We start from the raw sequence: 14,878 nt of genomic DNA, 5'->3' as shown, positions 1-14,878 counted from the left end.
GATGCCCGCCCGCAGCCGGCCGGATGACGGGCCGGAAGCGGAGTCCTGAGACCTTAAGCCGCTTGCTGGCGCGTGCGGCTGTAGCGCGACAGGATCGGGATCATCTGCGCGTAGACCTTCGGATTGCCCGCGACGATTTCGCCGACGTGCAGGAAATCCGAGTCACCCGTGTAATTGCCGACCAGACCGCCGGCTTCCGTGATCAGCAGGCTGCCCGCGGCGACGTCCCACGGATTCAGGCCTTGCTCGAAGAAGCCGTCCATACGGCCCGCGGCAACATTCGCCAGATCGAGCGCGGCCGCGCCCGGACGGCGCAGGCCGGCGCAGGCTTCGGTCATTTCAGCAAACTGGCGGCCGTACGCTTCCAGACCGTCCTTTTCACGGAACGGGAAGCCGGTGCCGATCAGGCCGTCAGCCAGGCGGTCGCGCTTGGCGACGCGGATGCGTCGGTCGTTCAGGAACGCCCCGCGGCCGCGCGAGGCGGTGAACAGGTCGTTACGGGTCGGATCGTAGACCACGGACTGCGTCACGATGCCCTTGTGGGCGAGCGCGATCGAGACGCAGTAGTACGGGAAACCGTGGATGAAATTGGTGGTGCCGTCGAGCGGATCGATGATCCACTGATACTCGGACTCGTTGTCCGACTTGCCGGATTCTTCGGCGAGGATGGCGTGATCGGGGTAGGCGGTCTTGAGCGTATCGATGATCGCCGCTTCAGACGCTTTGTCGACCTCCGTGACGAAATCGTTGTGCTGTTTCTTGCTGACCTGGAGAAGATCGAGGTCGAGCGACGCGCGGTTGATGATCTGGGCTGCGCGGCGCGCGGCCTTCACAGCGATATTGAGCATGGGATGCATGAGACTGGATCCTTGTGCCGGGGCAGCACGGCTGCTTACCGGTAAATGAGCGCGGGATAAGCGCTAACTGAGCGCCATCAAGGGGCGCGGAAACAGCACGGAACGCACGTCCGATAAAGGACTGGCGCGCATTCCGCCGACGGAGACGAATTGAATAAGAACGAGGCGCCGGAGTTTTCATAGGCAAAAAGCCGGGCGCGAATATTGGTATTTTACCTGAGTCCGGGCGCTGCGGCACCGGTTGCTGTCTGGCACGCGGTATGGCGGGCCGATTGGCGCGCGCTTTGTGCGCTTGTCGCGTGCAATTCACGTGCAATTCGGAGCCGATGCAGAGTTGGCGCTACCATACGCGTTCTTTAGCTTGCCGAGTTTCATCGTGGACCACACCCACCATTCTTCCGATCCTGCCGTGGCGGACCTGCGCGGCGGTTTTACGTCGACGCGCTTCGTGCTCGTCGAGCCCAGCCATCCCGGCAACGTCGGCGCGGCGGCGCGCGCGCTGAAAACCATGGGTTTCTCGCGTCTCGTGCTGGTGTCGCCACGTGTGCCGCATGTGCAAAGCGATCCGGAAGCCATCGCCATGGCGAGCAGCGCCGACGACGTGCTGGCCTCCGCGCACGTCGTGCCGACGCTTGCCGATGCGTTGAGCGGCGTGCATTGGTCGATCGCGCTGACGGCACGGCTGCGCGAATACGGGCCGCCGCAATGGACACCGCGCGCCGCGGCCGGTGCCGCGCGTGAGCAGGCAGTGCATGGCGAGATCGCGCTGGTGTTCGGCAACGAGCGCACGGGCTTGTCGAATGAGGACGTCGAGCGTTGCAGCGCGCTCGCGCATATTCCGGCCAATCCGGCCTATAGTTCGCTCAATCTGGCGCAGGCCGTGCAGGTGTTGGCGTATGAATTGCGCACGGCGTATTTATCCACGGGTGACGCACCGGCCTTGGCGCCGGCGCCGCGTCAGGCTGGCGCAGTGCCGGGCGAGCAGGTCGGCGTGCGGGCGGCGAGTGACGAGATCGAAAGCATGTACGCGCATCTGGAAAGCGCGCTGGTCGCGCTCGAGTTTCTCGATCCGGCCAATCCAAAGAAGCTGATGTCGCGCTTGCGGCGACTGTTCGCGCGTTCCGGTCTGGAGCGCGAGGAAGTGAATATCGTTCGCGGCATCGCCAAGCATATTCTGCTGAAGACCAAACCGCCGGGCAACGACGCGTCTTAAGGGCGATACTCCCAATCGACGACCTTGCCGCCAGCGTGGGCTTCCGGCAGGTTTCGCGCAATGGTCCTACAATCGCTCGAAACGTTCTAAGCAAAGCTGCCGATCTGCTATGCGGCAAGCATCCGTCGTGCGTGGTGTTTCACGCACGCGGTCTTTTCCCCCACGACACAGTCCCTGCCATGTTCACGAGACTCCGCGAAGACATCGCCACGATCCGCGAGCGCGATCCCGCCGCCCGCAGCGCCTGGGAAGTCCTCACGTGTTACCCGGGCCTGCACGCGCTCGTGCTGCACCGGCTCGCGCATGCATGCTGGCGGGCTAAACGCCGCTGGTTCGCGCGTTTCATCTCGCAGATGGCGCGTTTCATGACCGGCATCGAAATCCATCCAGGCGCGACGCTGGGCCGCCGCGTGTTCATCGATCACGGCATGGGCGTCGTGATTGGCGAGACGGCGCAAATCGGCGATGACTGCACGATCTACCAGGGTGTGACGCTCGGCGGTACGTCGCTCACTCGGGGCGCGAAGCGCCATCCGACGCTCGAGCGCGGCGTGATCGTTGGCGCGGGGGCGAAGGTGCTCGGCGGCTTTACGATCGGTGCGGACGCGAAAATCGGCTCGAATGCGGTGGTCACGAAGCCGGTGCCGGCACGTGGCACGGCAGTGGGTAATCCGGCGCGGATCATCGTCCCGGCGGCGGCTGCCGTGGCTTCAGCCGCAGCGTCCGATGCGGGATCCGACGGTGCTTCACGCGATGCGAAACGTACGTCCGAAAGCAGCGCATTCTGTGCATACGGCATCACGCCGAATGCGGACGATCCGGTGTCGCTGGCGATTCACGGTTTGATCGATCACGCCGCCACGCAATCGCGGCGTATCGACGAAATCGTCGATGCACTGGAGCGGCTGGGAACAAGCCTCGAAGGGCTGCAAGGCGCCGATGCGGCGCTACTCGACTTGCGGCGCCTGTCGGCCGCGATTGCAGGAAAGGTCGAAGGGGCGGTGGCCGAGCGCTGATGCTTCGCAGAGGCGGTGCGTGAGAGGCGGCGTCGACAGCCGCCAGTCAATCCAGTGGCAATGCCCGAATCCCTTCTGCATCGATCCGCAGATAACCGCCACGGCGCTCGCCGTGGTCAAGATCCCAATCAGGCAAAACCCAGCGCGTGCCGCCCGGTTCGCGATGTCGCGCCGGGCGATGCGTGTGCCCATGGATGATCGTGGCCGTTTTCGACGACTTGAATAACACCGCGACGCCCTTCGGCGTTACGTCATACTTCGGCGAAACCGGACGTGAGCGGCCTTGCTCACTTTTCGAACGCATGTTTTCCGCAAGCGCCTGACGCCAGCGAAACGGCCACGCGAGAAACAGCGTCTGCGCGAAACGGCTGCGCGCAAAGCGCCGAAAACATTGATAGCCGCGATCCGCGGTGCAGAGGCCGTCGCCATGCGCGAGCACGATACGTGTGCCGAATGCGGTAATCACAAACGGATCGGGCAGCCAGATCGCGCCGGCCGCTTTCATGAAGCGCTTGCCGAGCAAAAAGTCGCGATTGCCGTGCATGATATAGAGCGCGATGCCACGCTCCGACAGCGTATGCAGCAACGCCGCCATCCGCGCGGCGAACGGCTCGACGAGCATGTCGTCGCCGATCCAGTACTCGAACAGATCGCCGAGAATGAAAACTGAATCCGCCTGCTCGGCCGTGACGCGAATGAAGTGCTCGAACGCGGCGACCGTGCGCGGGATCGCCTCGCTCAGATGAATATCGGAGAGGAAAAAAAACGGGCGTGCGGCGTGCGGGCGTTTGCCCTCGCCAGGCACGCCCGCGGCGACGCTTCGCAGCGGCGTTTCTTGCAGCATTGAAGGTGCCTGATTTCAGTTCAAACGGGTTGGCCCTTGTCGGACGCTTAGTCGACGATCACAGCTTTTTCGATCACGACGTCGTCAGCCGGCACGTCCTGATGGTGGCCCTTCGAACCCGTTTTGACCTTCTTGATCTTCTCGACGATGTCCATGCCTTCGACTACCTTGCCGAACACGGCGTAGCCCCAGCCCTGCGGCGTCGGCGACGAGTGGTTCAGGAAGTCGTTGTCGTTCACGTTGATGAAGAATTGCGCGGTCGCCGAGTGCGGGTCGTTCGTGCGAGCCATCGCGATCGAGCCGTTGACGTTCTTCAGACCGTTGTTCGCTTCGTTAGCGATGGTTTCAGCCGTCGGCTTCTGCTTCATGCCGGGTTCGAAACCGCCGCCCTGGATCATGAAGCCGTCGATCACACGGTGGAACACCGTATTGTCGTAATGACCGGCTTTCACGTAGTTGAGGAAATTCTCAACCGACTTCGGCGCCTTTTCAGCGTCCAGTTCGAGTTTGATGACGCCGTGGTTTGTATGCAGTTCAACCATGATGGAATCCTTTGATGAACGGGGTGGGTAAAAGGCGCGGCCGCTCGTCAGGTGATAGGTATTGACGACGGGCCGCGCCGGGGACGTAGATCTGGCGCTTGCGTATGCTTGCGCAGCCTGCTTTCGTGCTGCCTGTCGTTCTGTTACTTACCGACAACCGTGGCCGATTCAATCACAATCGGTTTTTGCGGCACGTCGCTCATCGGGCCGCGCGTGGTGGTGGGCGTGCCTTCAATCTTCTTCACGACGTCCATGCCGCTCGTGACCTTGCCGAACACGGCATAGCCGTTGCCGTCCGGATTCGGATAGTCCAGGCCGGCGTTGTCCACCGTGTTGATGAAGAACTGCGCAGTAGCCGAATTCGGATCGCTGGTGCGCGCCATGGCGAGCGTGCCGGCGGCGTTCTTCAGACCGTTACGGCTTTCCAGCGGAATCGGCGCGCGCGTGGGCTTCTCGGCGAAGCTCTGCGTATAACCGCCGCCCTGAATCATGAAGCCGCGAATCACGCGATGGAAAATCGTACCGCTGTACTGGCCAGACTTCACGTAGTCGAGGAAATTGGCGACCGTCTTCGGCGCCTTCTCAGGATACAACTCGACGCGGATGTCGCCTTCCGTGGTCTTGAAGAGGACGGACGGATGCGCGGCCTGCGAACCGGACTGGGCAAAGGCGGGGGCGTTTGCGATCAGGGCGGCGCTGCCGAGCGCCAACATCAACCATTTCATGAATATCCTCAGGGTTGGAAAAACGTGTTGCCGAAACCGGAGACGGTGTTAATTCGATGGCGCCATGTAGGGCGGCATGGCGAGCGAACCATTGGCGCCGCCGAACTGGAAGCTCGGTGTTTGCGTCATGTCTGAGGTAGCGTGCGCGGCGCTGGCCTCGGCCGGCGCCGCGGCTTTTTTCGCCGGCCCGGTGCTCTTGGGCGGTGAGACGATCTTCTGAATGTCCGCGAGGCGCTGCGTGGTCGTGGCACTCGCCTTGCCGAGGCTCTGCGCGCGACGGTACGCTTCGTTGGCCATGCGCAGATACAGGTCGCCGAGATTCTCGTACGCGAGACCGTAGCCCGGATTCACCTTGGTCGCCGTTTCGAGGGCGGCGCGTGCTTCGGCATAACGGCCTTGCTTCGCATAGAGCGCAGCCAGATTGTTATACGGCTCGGGCAGTTCCGGATACAACTGGGTGAGTTCGGTGAACGCGGTAATCGCCTCGTCGTCCCGATTCAGGCGGGCCAGTACCGCGCCGCGCTTGAACTTTGCCTGCGCGTCGTGCGGATTCGAGGCGATGCGCGCATCGAGCTGGGTGAGGGAGGCTTGCCAGTTTTTCTGCGCAATCGACGCGTCGATCTCCGGCGTGTTGTCACGCACGGCGGGGCCCTGCGGCATCGTGGCGGCTTTCTGCGCGTAGGCGGCAGTACCCGGCAAGACCGTAAGGGCGACAGCGCAGAATGCCGTCGCGGCAAGGGTCGCAGCGCTGCGCGCGCGGCCGCTGGAAGGTTTCATAGGCTCGGGTCTGGATGTTATACTCCGACCCATTCTAACAAAAGGTCTGCGCGTTCCGTCGAACCGCAAACTGTCTTTTCGCCACTCGTGGTCGTCTCCGCCTTGATCGCAGTCTGATCGCCGCACCAGGTGCACCGATTTGCTGCTGTGCATGTTGCAGTACAGGACGCCTCCGCCGTCTTCTCGCGGGGCGCCTCATGCACCAAACACATTGTGGATTTCTTTCGGCCCACGCACCGTTCTCTATGGAATCACTGCGCATCTACAACACGCTCGCGCGTGACAAGCAAACTTTCGTGCCGCTGCAGGATGGCGTCGTACGGATGTACGTCTGCGGGATGACCGTGTACGACTATTGTCACGTCGGTCATGCGCGGGTGATGGTCGTGTTCGACATCGTGCAGCGCTGGTTGCGCACGCTCGGTTACGACGTGACCTACGTGCGCAACATCACGGATATTGATGACAAGATCATCCGGCGTGCAGTCGAGAACGGCGAAACGATCAAATCGTTGACCGACCGCTTTATCAAGGCGTTGCATGAAGATGCGGACGCGCTCGGCATCGAGCGGCCCGATCTGGAGCCGCGCGCCACCGACTTCATCCCGCAGATGCTCGGCATGATCGAGAAGCTCGAGGAGAACGGCTACGCCTATCAGGCGAGCGACGGCGACGTGAACTATGCAGTGCGCAAGTTCGTGGGCTACGGCAAGCTGTCGGGTAAGTCGCTTGAAGATCTGCGCGCCGGCGAACGCGTCGCCGCGAACGACGCGAAGCAGGACCCACTCGACTTCGTGCTGTGGAAGCAGGCGAAGCCGGACGAACCGACCGACACTGGCTGGGCGTCGAAGTTCGGGCGCGGCCGTCCCGGCTGGCATATCGAATGCTCGGCAATGGGCTGCACGTTGCTCGGCGATCACTTCGACATTCACGGCGGTGGTCAGGACCTGCAGTTTCCGCACCACGAGAACGAGATTGCGCAGAGCGAAGCTGCGACCGGACAAACCTTCGTCAATTACTGGATGCACAACGGCTACGTGCAGATCGACAATGAGAAGATGTCGAAGTCGTTGAACAACTTCTTTACGATCCGCGAAGTATTGGCGCAGTACGATGCCGAAGTGGTACGGTTTTTTATCGCGCGTGCGCATTACCGTTCGCCGTTGAATTACAGCGATGTGCATATCGACGACGCTCGCAATGCCCTCGCACGTTTGTACACCGCGCTGAAAGACGTTACGCCGGACGGCGCGGAGCTTGACTGGAACGAAGCGCATGCGCAGCGTTTCCACGCAGCAATGAACGACGACTTCAACACACCGGTTGCAGTGTCGGTGTTGTTCGAGTTGGCAACTGAAGTGAACCGCACGCGCGACCCCGCGCTGGCCCGTCAACTGCGCTCGCTCGCGCAGGTGATCGGGTTGCTCGGCCGAGAGCCGCGTGCATACCTGCAGCAGGCTGCGGGCGCAGCCGCTGAAGGTGCGCTCGACGCCGCCGCGATCGAAGCAAAGATCGCCGCGCGCGTGGCCGCCAAGCAGGCGAAAGACTATGCGGCAGCAGACCGGATCCGGGCCGAATTGCTCGAGGCCGGCGTTGCACTTGAAGACAAACCCGGCGGGTTGACCGAGTGGCGGCGCGTGTGAGCGCACCTCGAGCTTCCCTTTGATCGACTCGCCAGGCAGGAGGCAGGATGGCAACGGCCACGAAGACGCCGGCTAAACGAGCCGCGTCTCAAACAAACGCGGCAGCCGCGGCAAAGTCGACACGAACGTCGGCTCGCGCGGGCAGCAGCGCGGTAAAGAAAGCATCGTCGAAAGCCGCCGGAGCGGCTGCGAAGACTGGCGTGCGCGCAGCGGCGGGCTCGGCTGCGACGGGCGTGGTGAAGAAGGCCGCGGTCAAACGCGCGCTGAACGGTGCGTCGGCGCATGCGCCTGTTTCGACGCGTGCCAAGGCATCGCGTGCAAAAAGCAATGGTGCGTTGCCTGCCGAACTCGCCGGCGACGTGCAGGAACTCGCGCGCATTACGAGCGAAGGGCATGAAGGCGAAGTCGTGCGCAAAACGCGTGCGTCATCGAGTGCGGGCGGCGAAGCAGCGGGTGCTGCTGAAATCGCGGTGCCGGTGCAGATCGGCGGCCTCACGCCTGAAGTCACGCGTCCGGTATATTGGGACAAAGCGTGCGCGGACCTCGTCAAACGCGACCGCATTCTGAAGAAGCTGATTCCGAAGTTCGGCCCGGTGCATCTGCTGAGCCGTGGCGATCCGTTCGTCACGCTCGCGCGTTCGGTGGTCGGGCAGCAGATTTCGGTGGCGTCCGCGCAAGCAGTCTGGGCGAAAGTCGAGGCAGCGTGTCCGAAGCTCGTGCCGCAACAGTTCATCAAGCTCGGTCAGGACAAGCTGACCGCGTGCGGATTGTCGAAGCGCAAGGCCGAATACGTGCTCGATCTCGCAGAACACTTCGTGTCGGGCGCATTGCACGTCGGCAAGTGGACCTCGATGGACGACGAGGCGGTGATCGCCGAACTTACGCAGATCCGCGGCATCGGCCGCTGGACCGCGGAAATGTTCCTGATCTTCAATCTGTCGCGCCCGGACGTGCTGCCATTGGACGACCTCGGCCTGATCCGCGCGATCAGCGTCAATTACTTTAGCGGCGAACCGGTTACGCGCAGCGAAGCGCGTGAGGTTGCGGCAAACTGGGAGCCGTGGCGCACCGTCGCCACCTGGTATATGTGGCGTAGTCTCGATCCGTTGCCGGTCGATTACTAAGCGCCCGCGACGCGGCGGTTCGCGGAGGGCAATCCCCGAGTCCCCACGGGTCTCCTGCGGTGCGGAAAGCTTGCGGCGTCCCCGGCGGTTTCTTGAGAAGAACAGGAAGCATTGTTTAAAAAGCTATCAATTGTTAAAAATTGATAGTTGTGAGATGGTTTTGACATCGGCGAGCGCGGTTAGAATACGCGCTGCCGGTAAGTCCAAGGATTACAACCAATGAAGACCACGTTTCTGGATTTCGAACAGCCGATCGCTGAACTCGAAGCGAAGATCGAAGAATTGCGCTTCGTGCAGGACGATTCGGCCGTCGATATTTCGGAAGAGATCGAGCGGCTGTCCAAGAAGAGTCAACAGCTCACCAAAGATCTGTACGCGAACCTCACCCCGTGGCAGGTTTCGCAAATTGCCCGACACCCCCAGCGCCCGTACACGTTCGATTACGTGAGCGAGCTGTTTACTGATTTCCACGAGCTTCACGGCGACCGCAACTATGCGGACGACCTGTCGATCGTTGGCGGCCTCGCGCGTTTCAACGGCCAGGCTTGCATGGTGATCGGCCATCAGAAGGGCCGCGACACCAAGGAGCGCGCGCTGCGCAACTTTGGCATGCCGCGCCCGGAAGGCTATCGCAAGGCTGAACGCCTGATGCGTCTCGCCGAAAAGTTCGGCTTGCCGATCTTCACGTTCATCGACACGCCGGGTGCTTATCCGGGTATCGGCGCGGAAGAGCGCGGCCAGTCGGAAGCGATCGGCCGTAATCTGTACGTCATGGCTGAACTCAAGACGCCGTTGATCGCTACGATCATCGGCGAAGGCGGTTCGGGCGGCGCGCTCGCGATTGCCGTCGGCGACAGCGTGCTGATGCTGCAGTTCTCGACCTATTCGGTGATTTCGCCGGAAGGCTGCGCGTCGATCCTGTGGAAGAGCGCCGCGAAAGCGCCGGAAGCAGCGGAGGCGCTCGGTCTGACCGCGCATCGCCTCAAGGCGCTCGGCCTGATCGACAAGATCGTCAACGAGCCGCTGGGTGGCGCGCATCGCGATCCGAAGGGCATGGCCGCGATGTTGCGCCGTGCGCTCGCCGACTCGCTGCGCCAGTTCCAGGGCATGAGCATCAACGACCTGCGTCAGCGCCGTTTCGAACGGTTGATGTCGTACGGCAAGTTCAAGGAAACGACGCCGGGTGCTTAAGCCCGCGCGCGTTCTCTTTCGTCCTTCAGCGCTTCACGCGCGAGCGACGTGACTCCCACCGCTGATTCGCCCGCCGCCCGCCGCGTTCTCGCGGCGGTCGGCGTGGCGCTGTCCGCGTTGCCTGCGAATGCACGCATCGCGGTCGCGTTCAGTGGCGGAGTCGATTCGAGCGTGTTACTCGATGCGGCCGTGCGTGTCGCGGGTGCGTCGCGTTGTGTTGCGCTGCATGTGCATCACGGCCTGAGCGCTCACGCCGACGAGTGGCTCGCGCACTGCAAAGCATTTGCACAGGAACATGGCGTTGAGTTCGCGGCGCAGCGTGTGGACGTGGCGCGCGACGGGGGCATAAGTGTTGAAGCGGCGGCGCGTGATGCGCGTTATCGCGCATTGGACGCAATGTGCGCAGCACGCGCCGTTCACACGCTATGGCTCGCGCAACACGCGGACGACCAGGCGGAGACGGTGCTCCTGCAACTGCTGCGCGGTGCGGGTCTGGCGGGTCTTGCCGCGATGGCGCCCGAGTACTTGCCGGCGGGTGCCGCTGCGGTGCGCGTGAGGCCGTTGCTGCACCTGCTGCGTGCCCAACTCGAGCAGTACGCGAGCGCGCGCAATCTGCGCTGGATCGACGACGAATCGAACGCGGACACACGTTACGCGCGCAACGCATTGCGCCATGAGGTGACGCCGGCGCTGGCCGTCCACTTTCCTGGTTTTCGCGACGCACTCGCGCGCACGGCAGCGCATGCGGCATCGGCCCAACGTCTGCTTGACGATCTCGCGCGCATCGATCTGGACGCAGTAGTGCGCGATGAAGGCCGTGCGCTTTCGCATGATGCCTTGCTCACCCTCGACGACAATCGTGCGCTCAACCTGCTGCGTTACTGGATGCGTACGCTGGGTTTCATCGCGGCGTCGACCGCGCGTCTTACCGACGCTTTGCGCCAGTTGCGCGAAGTCAGCGAGGCAAACGAAGGTCATAGCCTGCGTATCGATCACGCAGGGCAGGCGTTGCGCAGTTATCGCGGCCTCGTCTATTGGGAAGCCGGTGATAGCGGCGAACCCGCTGACGAAACCGCGCTTACCGAGCGCGCCGTCAGCGAACTCGTCTGGCAGGGTGAAGCGATCTGGCGTTTGCCGCAATGGCGTGGCACCTTTGTGTTCGTCGCTGTCGATGCGAATCTGCATGGGGATATGGACGCGGATCCCGATGCCGGTCCCGATCCCGATGCCTCCGGCAACGCAGATACCGTGCAGGATGGCCCCGATACGCTCCCCGTCAGCGTGCTGCGCCGGGCAGTGTTGAGCGCGCGATCGCGCATCGGTGGCGAACGGATGCGCACCGGCGCTGCACAAAGCAGCCCGAGCCGCACGCTGAAAAACCTGTTCCAGGAGCGCGGCATTCCTGCATGGAAGCGCGACGTGCCGCTGCTTTATGTAGGCGATGATCTGCTGTTCGCGCCCTTGCTCGGCCTGAACCGCGCAGCGTTGCCCGAGCAGGTCAATGCGGCCGAACCGCGCGTCAGGATCATCTGGCGCGACGACCTGCTGATTGCGTGACCGACCGATCGGACGGGCCGCTTAACTGGACGGTGCATCCCGGAAATAGGGCGCAAAACCGCACCGGATAAGCCTTTGCGGGCCGCAATGTGGGCCATCCGACCGGCATTTCGGCTTGTCTTTTTGCGCTCGATCGGGTAATTTAACTTGTTTGCCCGACCCGATTTCGCCGTCGCTTTTGTCATTTTTTCGTATTTGCCGGTTTGCGAGCGTGATCCGTCGTTCCCGGTAAGCCACTAGCGATCATTCCCGGGCAAATCCGCGCGTGTTACACGCGCGCTGCATCTACGCCGCCACACACTTTGCCGTCGTTCACAAGACGTTGCGCTCCTGTGCTTTTGTGCGGTCGTCTCCAGCGCGCCAGCGCGGTTTATCCTCCAGTTCAGAACGACAATGGCACTCATCGTACATAAATACGGCGGCACCTCGATGGGCTCGGTCGAGCGCATCAAGAACGTCGCCAAGCGCGTCGCGAAATGGCACAAGGCCGGCCACAAGATGGTCGTCGTGCCGTCGGCAATGTCCGGCGAAACCAACCGCTTGCTCGGTCTCGCGAAAGAAATCACGAGCCAGCCGAGCCCCCGCGAACTCGACATGATCGCCGCTACCGGCGAGCAGGTCAGCTCGGGACTGCTCGCCATCGCGCTGCAGGAAGCCGGCGTCGACGCGGTTAGCTACGCCGGCTGGCAAGTGCCGGTCAAAACCGATAGCGCATTCACGAAAGCGCGCATCAGCGAAATCGACGGCGAGCGCGTGCTGCGCGATCTCGAGGCGGGCAAAGTGGTGGTGATCACGGGTTTCCAGGGTATCGACCCTGACGGCCACATCACCACGCTCGGCCGCGGCGGTTCGGATACGTCGGCTGTTGCAGTCGCTGCCGCATTGAAAGCCGACGAGTGCCTGATTTACACGGACGTCGACGGCGTCTACACGACCGATCCGCGTGTGGTGGAAGAAGCACGCCGCCTCGATCGCGTGACGTTCGAAGAAATGCTGGAAATGGCAAGCCTGGGTTCCAAGGTGCTGCAGATCCGCTCGGTGGAATTCGCCGGCAAATATCAGGTGAAGACGCGCGTGCTGTCGAGCCTGACCGATCCGCTCATCCCGCTCGACGCTGAAATGAAGTCGGGCACCCTGATTACTTTTGAAGAAGACGAGACCATGGAAAAAGCAGTCATCTCGGGCATCGCGTTCCAGCGCGACGAAGCTCGTATCGCCGTAATGGGTGTGCCCGACAAGCCGGGCATCGCGTATCAGATTCTCGGCCCGGTGGCGGACGCGAATATCGACGTCGACATGATCATTCAGAACCAGAGCGTCGAAGGCAAAACGGCCTTCACGTTCACCGTTGGTCGCGGCGACTATCAGCGCGCCATGGACATCCTCACGGGTCAGGTGAAGGGCCACGTGCAGGCTGAACAGGTGCTGGGTGATCCGAAAGTGTCGAAGGTGTCGGTGGTCGGTGTCGGCATGCGTTCGCATGTGGGTATCGCGAGCACGATGTTCCGCACGCTGTCGGAAGAGGGCATCAATATCCAGATGATCTCGACCTCCGAAATCAAGATTTCAGTGCTGATCGACGAGAAGTACATGGAGCTCGCCGTGCGCGCGCTCCATAAGGCGTTCGAACTGGATCAAGCATAATTTGCTGCACGGGGTGGGGCGTACAAGAGCGCCTCATCTTTTATGCGTTACCGTGTGCGCGGCCGGTGTGAATAAATTGCGTCATCCATGACAAACCTGGCACAAAAAATGTGCGGTAGACATTGACCTTCGCGGTTCGGCCCGCTATTATCTTGGCTTCGTTGCGCTGACTCCCTGCGCAACCGAAAGTTTGGGAGACGTGGCCGAGAGGTCGAAGGCACTCCCCTGCTAAGGGAGCATCTGGGCCAAAACCTGGATCGAGGGTTCGAATCCCTCCGTCTCCGCCAGAAGTGGTAGAGAGAACCCCGCAGAGTCTAGGCTCTGCGGGGTTTTGTTTTTTCGGCTCGCAGTTTACACGGCGGCAAGTCGCGGCGGCGGCTGGGCTGCAGCGTATTCCGTGCTTTGCGTGTTTCAGCGGACAGGCTGGCTCAACGCCGGTAGCGACCCGGTTGATTTCATACGCCAGTCTGTCGGTGTGTGAAGCACTCCGCCGCGAGAGTCGATCGCATCATCCATGCTGATCCGGTAAGAGCTCCGATAGAGAGGGGTAGGGCGCCAGCGCGCGGTAAGGCAAGGGCGATTGAAGTGGATGGGATGGACGGGTCTCAGAGTCTCGCCAGACTCGTTGCCCCGCTACATGCCGCAAGAATGCTTCGACATCCTACTGATTTTGATGCGTCGGCAATATCGCGGCCACAAGGCTGATCGTGGAGTCCGCGGCCGGATCGCGCATGGCGCATGGCGCATGCGGGCGCAACGCCAGAATGGCCACGCAGCGGATGCGCTCGGTGACAGATGGGTAAAACCATCGACAAACGGGTGACTAACGGTGAGGCTGTTCGATTACACCGTCACTACTTTTTCACCAGACTTCTGCCCAATGTAACGAGACGTAACCAGGCGGCCAGCACTGCGATGTTATGCATCAGTTATTACAAAGTTGAAATACGCGGATTGCTACCTTGCGCTATATTTCGGCCAACAACACACATTCTTCAAAAGGGTGATCAATGAAGTCCGCACGTCTTGTTCCACTTCTGATCGGGGTTCTCGGGTTGGCTGCGTCGGGTGCTGCAATGGCCGGCGGGCTCAACATTGGCGTCAATATCGGTATTCCCGCGCCGGTCTATGTGGCCCCGGCGCCGATCTATGCACCGCCGCCGCCTCCGCCGCCGCCCGTCGTCTATCAACCGGCTCCTGTGTACTACGGCGGTCCGGCGATCGTGATCGGCTGGCACGGCGACCGCTATTGGGACGGCCGCCGCTATTGGGCGCGTGACGACTGGTATCGCCGTCATCCCCCGGGCCGCTACGACTACGGTCGTGACCACTACGACAATCGTCGCGGCTGGCACTAAGCCAGGTAGCCGCGGTTGATCCAGACGCGAAGTAAAAAAACCGCCCGTGCAGGGCGGTTTTTTTTTATTGCGCTCGCGAAACCGGCAGACCTGGTGACAGGCACCTGCGTCAATGCAGCAAGCAAGCCCAATTATTCAGCTGCGGCAGCCATACCGCCGACCACAACAGCGTTAAAGCTGCTGTCTACGTGCACGATTTCCGCCGTCACGGCGGAGGTCAGATTCGACAGCAGGCCGGTCAGCAAGATGCGTTTACCCGCGAGGAAGCCCATCAATTCTCCCGACGAGGTCTGCGCACCACGCACGTGAACGTCGTGCAGTTCAGATGTGCGGATTGCGCGAGTTTATTGGGTAGAATTCTCTCACATTGCAATTGCCCACTGACCA

13 protein-coding genes, 1 tRNA gene and 1 pseudogene are annotated in these 14,878 nt (G+C 62.0%); 9 read left to right on the top strand and 6 right to left on the bottom strand.

The window, feature by feature from the left end; translation table 11 throughout:
- Window positions 1–53: 53 nt before the first annotated feature.
- A complete protein-coding gene (locus PQQ52_RS10170) occupies window positions 54–857 on the bottom strand; it encodes an inositol monophosphatase family protein (RefSeq protein ID WP_408209953.1) in 804 nt (267 codons plus the stop codon).
- Between the two features lie 376 nt (window positions 858–1,233).
- Between PQQ52_RS10170 and PQQ52_RS10165 the strand changes: the two genes are divergently transcribed.
- Together PQQ52_RS10165 and cysE are read left to right on the top strand one after the other, a co-directional pair.
- The gene (locus PQQ52_RS10165) at window positions 1,234–2,070 is read left to right on the top strand and encodes an RNA methyltransferase (RefSeq protein ID WP_408209950.1); all 837 of its coding nucleotides are present in this window, start codon (window positions 1,234–1,236) and stop codon (window positions 2,068–2,070) included.
- A gap of 179 nt (window positions 2,071–2,249) precedes the next feature.
- Window positions 2,250–3,086, top strand: coding sequence for a serine O-acetyltransferase (gene cysE, locus PQQ52_RS10160; RefSeq protein WP_408209947.1), 837 nt, complete (start codon window positions 2,250–2,252; stop codon window positions 3,084–3,086).
- Window positions 3,087–3,132: 46 nt separating this feature from the next.
- Here cysE and PQQ52_RS10155 read toward each other — a convergent pair whose 3' ends face one another.
- The 4 genes from PQQ52_RS10155 to PQQ52_RS10140 form a co-directional block, all read right to left on the bottom strand.
- Window positions 3,133–3,930, bottom strand: a complete 798-nt coding sequence (locus PQQ52_RS10155; protein WP_408209945.1) for a UDP-2,3-diacylglucosamine diphosphatase — start codon at window positions 3,928–3,930, stop codon at window positions 3,133–3,135.
- Between the two features lie 47 nt (window positions 3,931–3,977).
- Window positions 3,978–4,472, bottom strand: a complete 495-nt coding sequence (locus tag PQQ52_RS10150) for a peptidylprolyl isomerase (protein WP_408209942.1) — start codon at window positions 4,470–4,472, stop codon at window positions 3,978–3,980.
- 143 nt (window positions 4,473–4,615) lie between these two features.
- On the bottom strand, window positions 4,616–5,197 hold the full coding sequence (locus PQQ52_RS10145) for a peptidylprolyl isomerase (protein ID WP_408209939.1): 582 nt from the start codon (window positions 5,195–5,197) through the stop codon (window positions 4,616–4,618).
- A 48-nt stretch (window positions 5,198–5,245) separates the two neighbouring features.
- Complete coding sequence (locus PQQ52_RS10140) at window positions 5,246–5,974, bottom strand: tetratricopeptide repeat protein (RefSeq protein ID WP_408209937.1); 729 nt, start codon at window positions 5,972–5,974, stop codon at window positions 5,246–5,248.
- Between the two features lie 245 nt (window positions 5,975–6,219).
- Between PQQ52_RS10140 and cysS the strand changes: the two genes are divergently transcribed.
- The 7 genes from cysS (at window position 6,220) to PQQ52_RS10105 (ending at window position 14,491) form a co-directional block, all read left to right on the top strand.
- Window positions 6,220–7,617 (top strand): cysteine--tRNA ligase, encoded by a 1,398-nt coding sequence (cysS, locus tag PQQ52_RS10135; protein WP_408209934.1) that lies wholly within the window; start codon window positions 6,220–6,222, stop codon window positions 7,615–7,617.
- A 47-nt stretch (window positions 7,618–7,664) separates the two neighbouring features.
- The gene (locus PQQ52_RS10130) at window positions 7,665–8,741 is read left to right on the top strand and encodes a DNA-3-methyladenine glycosylase family protein (RefSeq protein ID WP_408209931.1); all 1,077 of its coding nucleotides are present in this window, start codon (window positions 7,665–7,667) and stop codon (window positions 8,739–8,741) included.
- Between the two features lie 219 nt (window positions 8,742–8,960).
- A complete protein-coding gene (locus tag PQQ52_RS10125) occupies window positions 8,961–9,932 on the top strand; it encodes an acetyl-CoA carboxylase carboxyltransferase subunit alpha (protein ID WP_074283028.1) in 972 nt (323 codons plus the stop codon).
- A gap of 48 nt (window positions 9,933–9,980) precedes the next feature.
- Window positions 9,981–11,489 carry a tRNA lysidine(34) synthetase TilS gene (gene tilS / locus PQQ52_RS10120; RefSeq protein ID WP_408209928.1) on the top strand — a complete coding sequence of 503 codons (1,509 nt, stop codon included), beginning with the start codon at window positions 9,981–9,983 and terminating at the stop codon, window positions 11,487–11,489.
- A 393-nt stretch (window positions 11,490–11,882) separates the two neighbouring features.
- Window positions 11,883–13,133, top strand: a complete 1,251-nt coding sequence (locus PQQ52_RS10115) for an aspartate kinase (protein WP_408209925.1) — start codon at window positions 11,883–11,885, stop codon at window positions 13,131–13,133.
- A 193-nt stretch (window positions 13,134–13,326) separates the two neighbouring features.
- Window positions 13,327–13,420 (top strand) — tRNA-Ser (locus PQQ52_RS10110).
- A gap of 723 nt (window positions 13,421–14,143) precedes the next feature.
- Window positions 14,144–14,491, top strand: a complete 348-nt coding sequence (locus tag PQQ52_RS10105) for a hypothetical protein (protein WP_408209922.1) — start codon at window positions 14,144–14,146, stop codon at window positions 14,489–14,491.
- Between the two features lie 131 nt (window positions 14,492–14,622).
- Here PQQ52_RS10105 and PQQ52_RS10100 read toward each other — a convergent pair.
- Window positions 14,623–14,724, bottom strand: a pseudogene (locus PQQ52_RS10100) (enoyl-[acyl-carrier-protein] reductase FabI); the annotation flags it as partial.
- Window positions 14,725–14,878: the final 154 nt, after the last annotated feature.

Source organism: Paraburkholderia sediminicola, from assembly GCF_046030555.1.
Taxonomy (GTDB): domain Bacteria; phylum Pseudomonadota; class Gammaproteobacteria; order Burkholderiales; family Burkholderiaceae; genus Paraburkholderia; species Paraburkholderia sediminicola_E.
The sequence above is the reverse complement of the archived record's forward strand: the minus strand, read 5'-3'. Positions and strand labels throughout refer to the sequence as shown.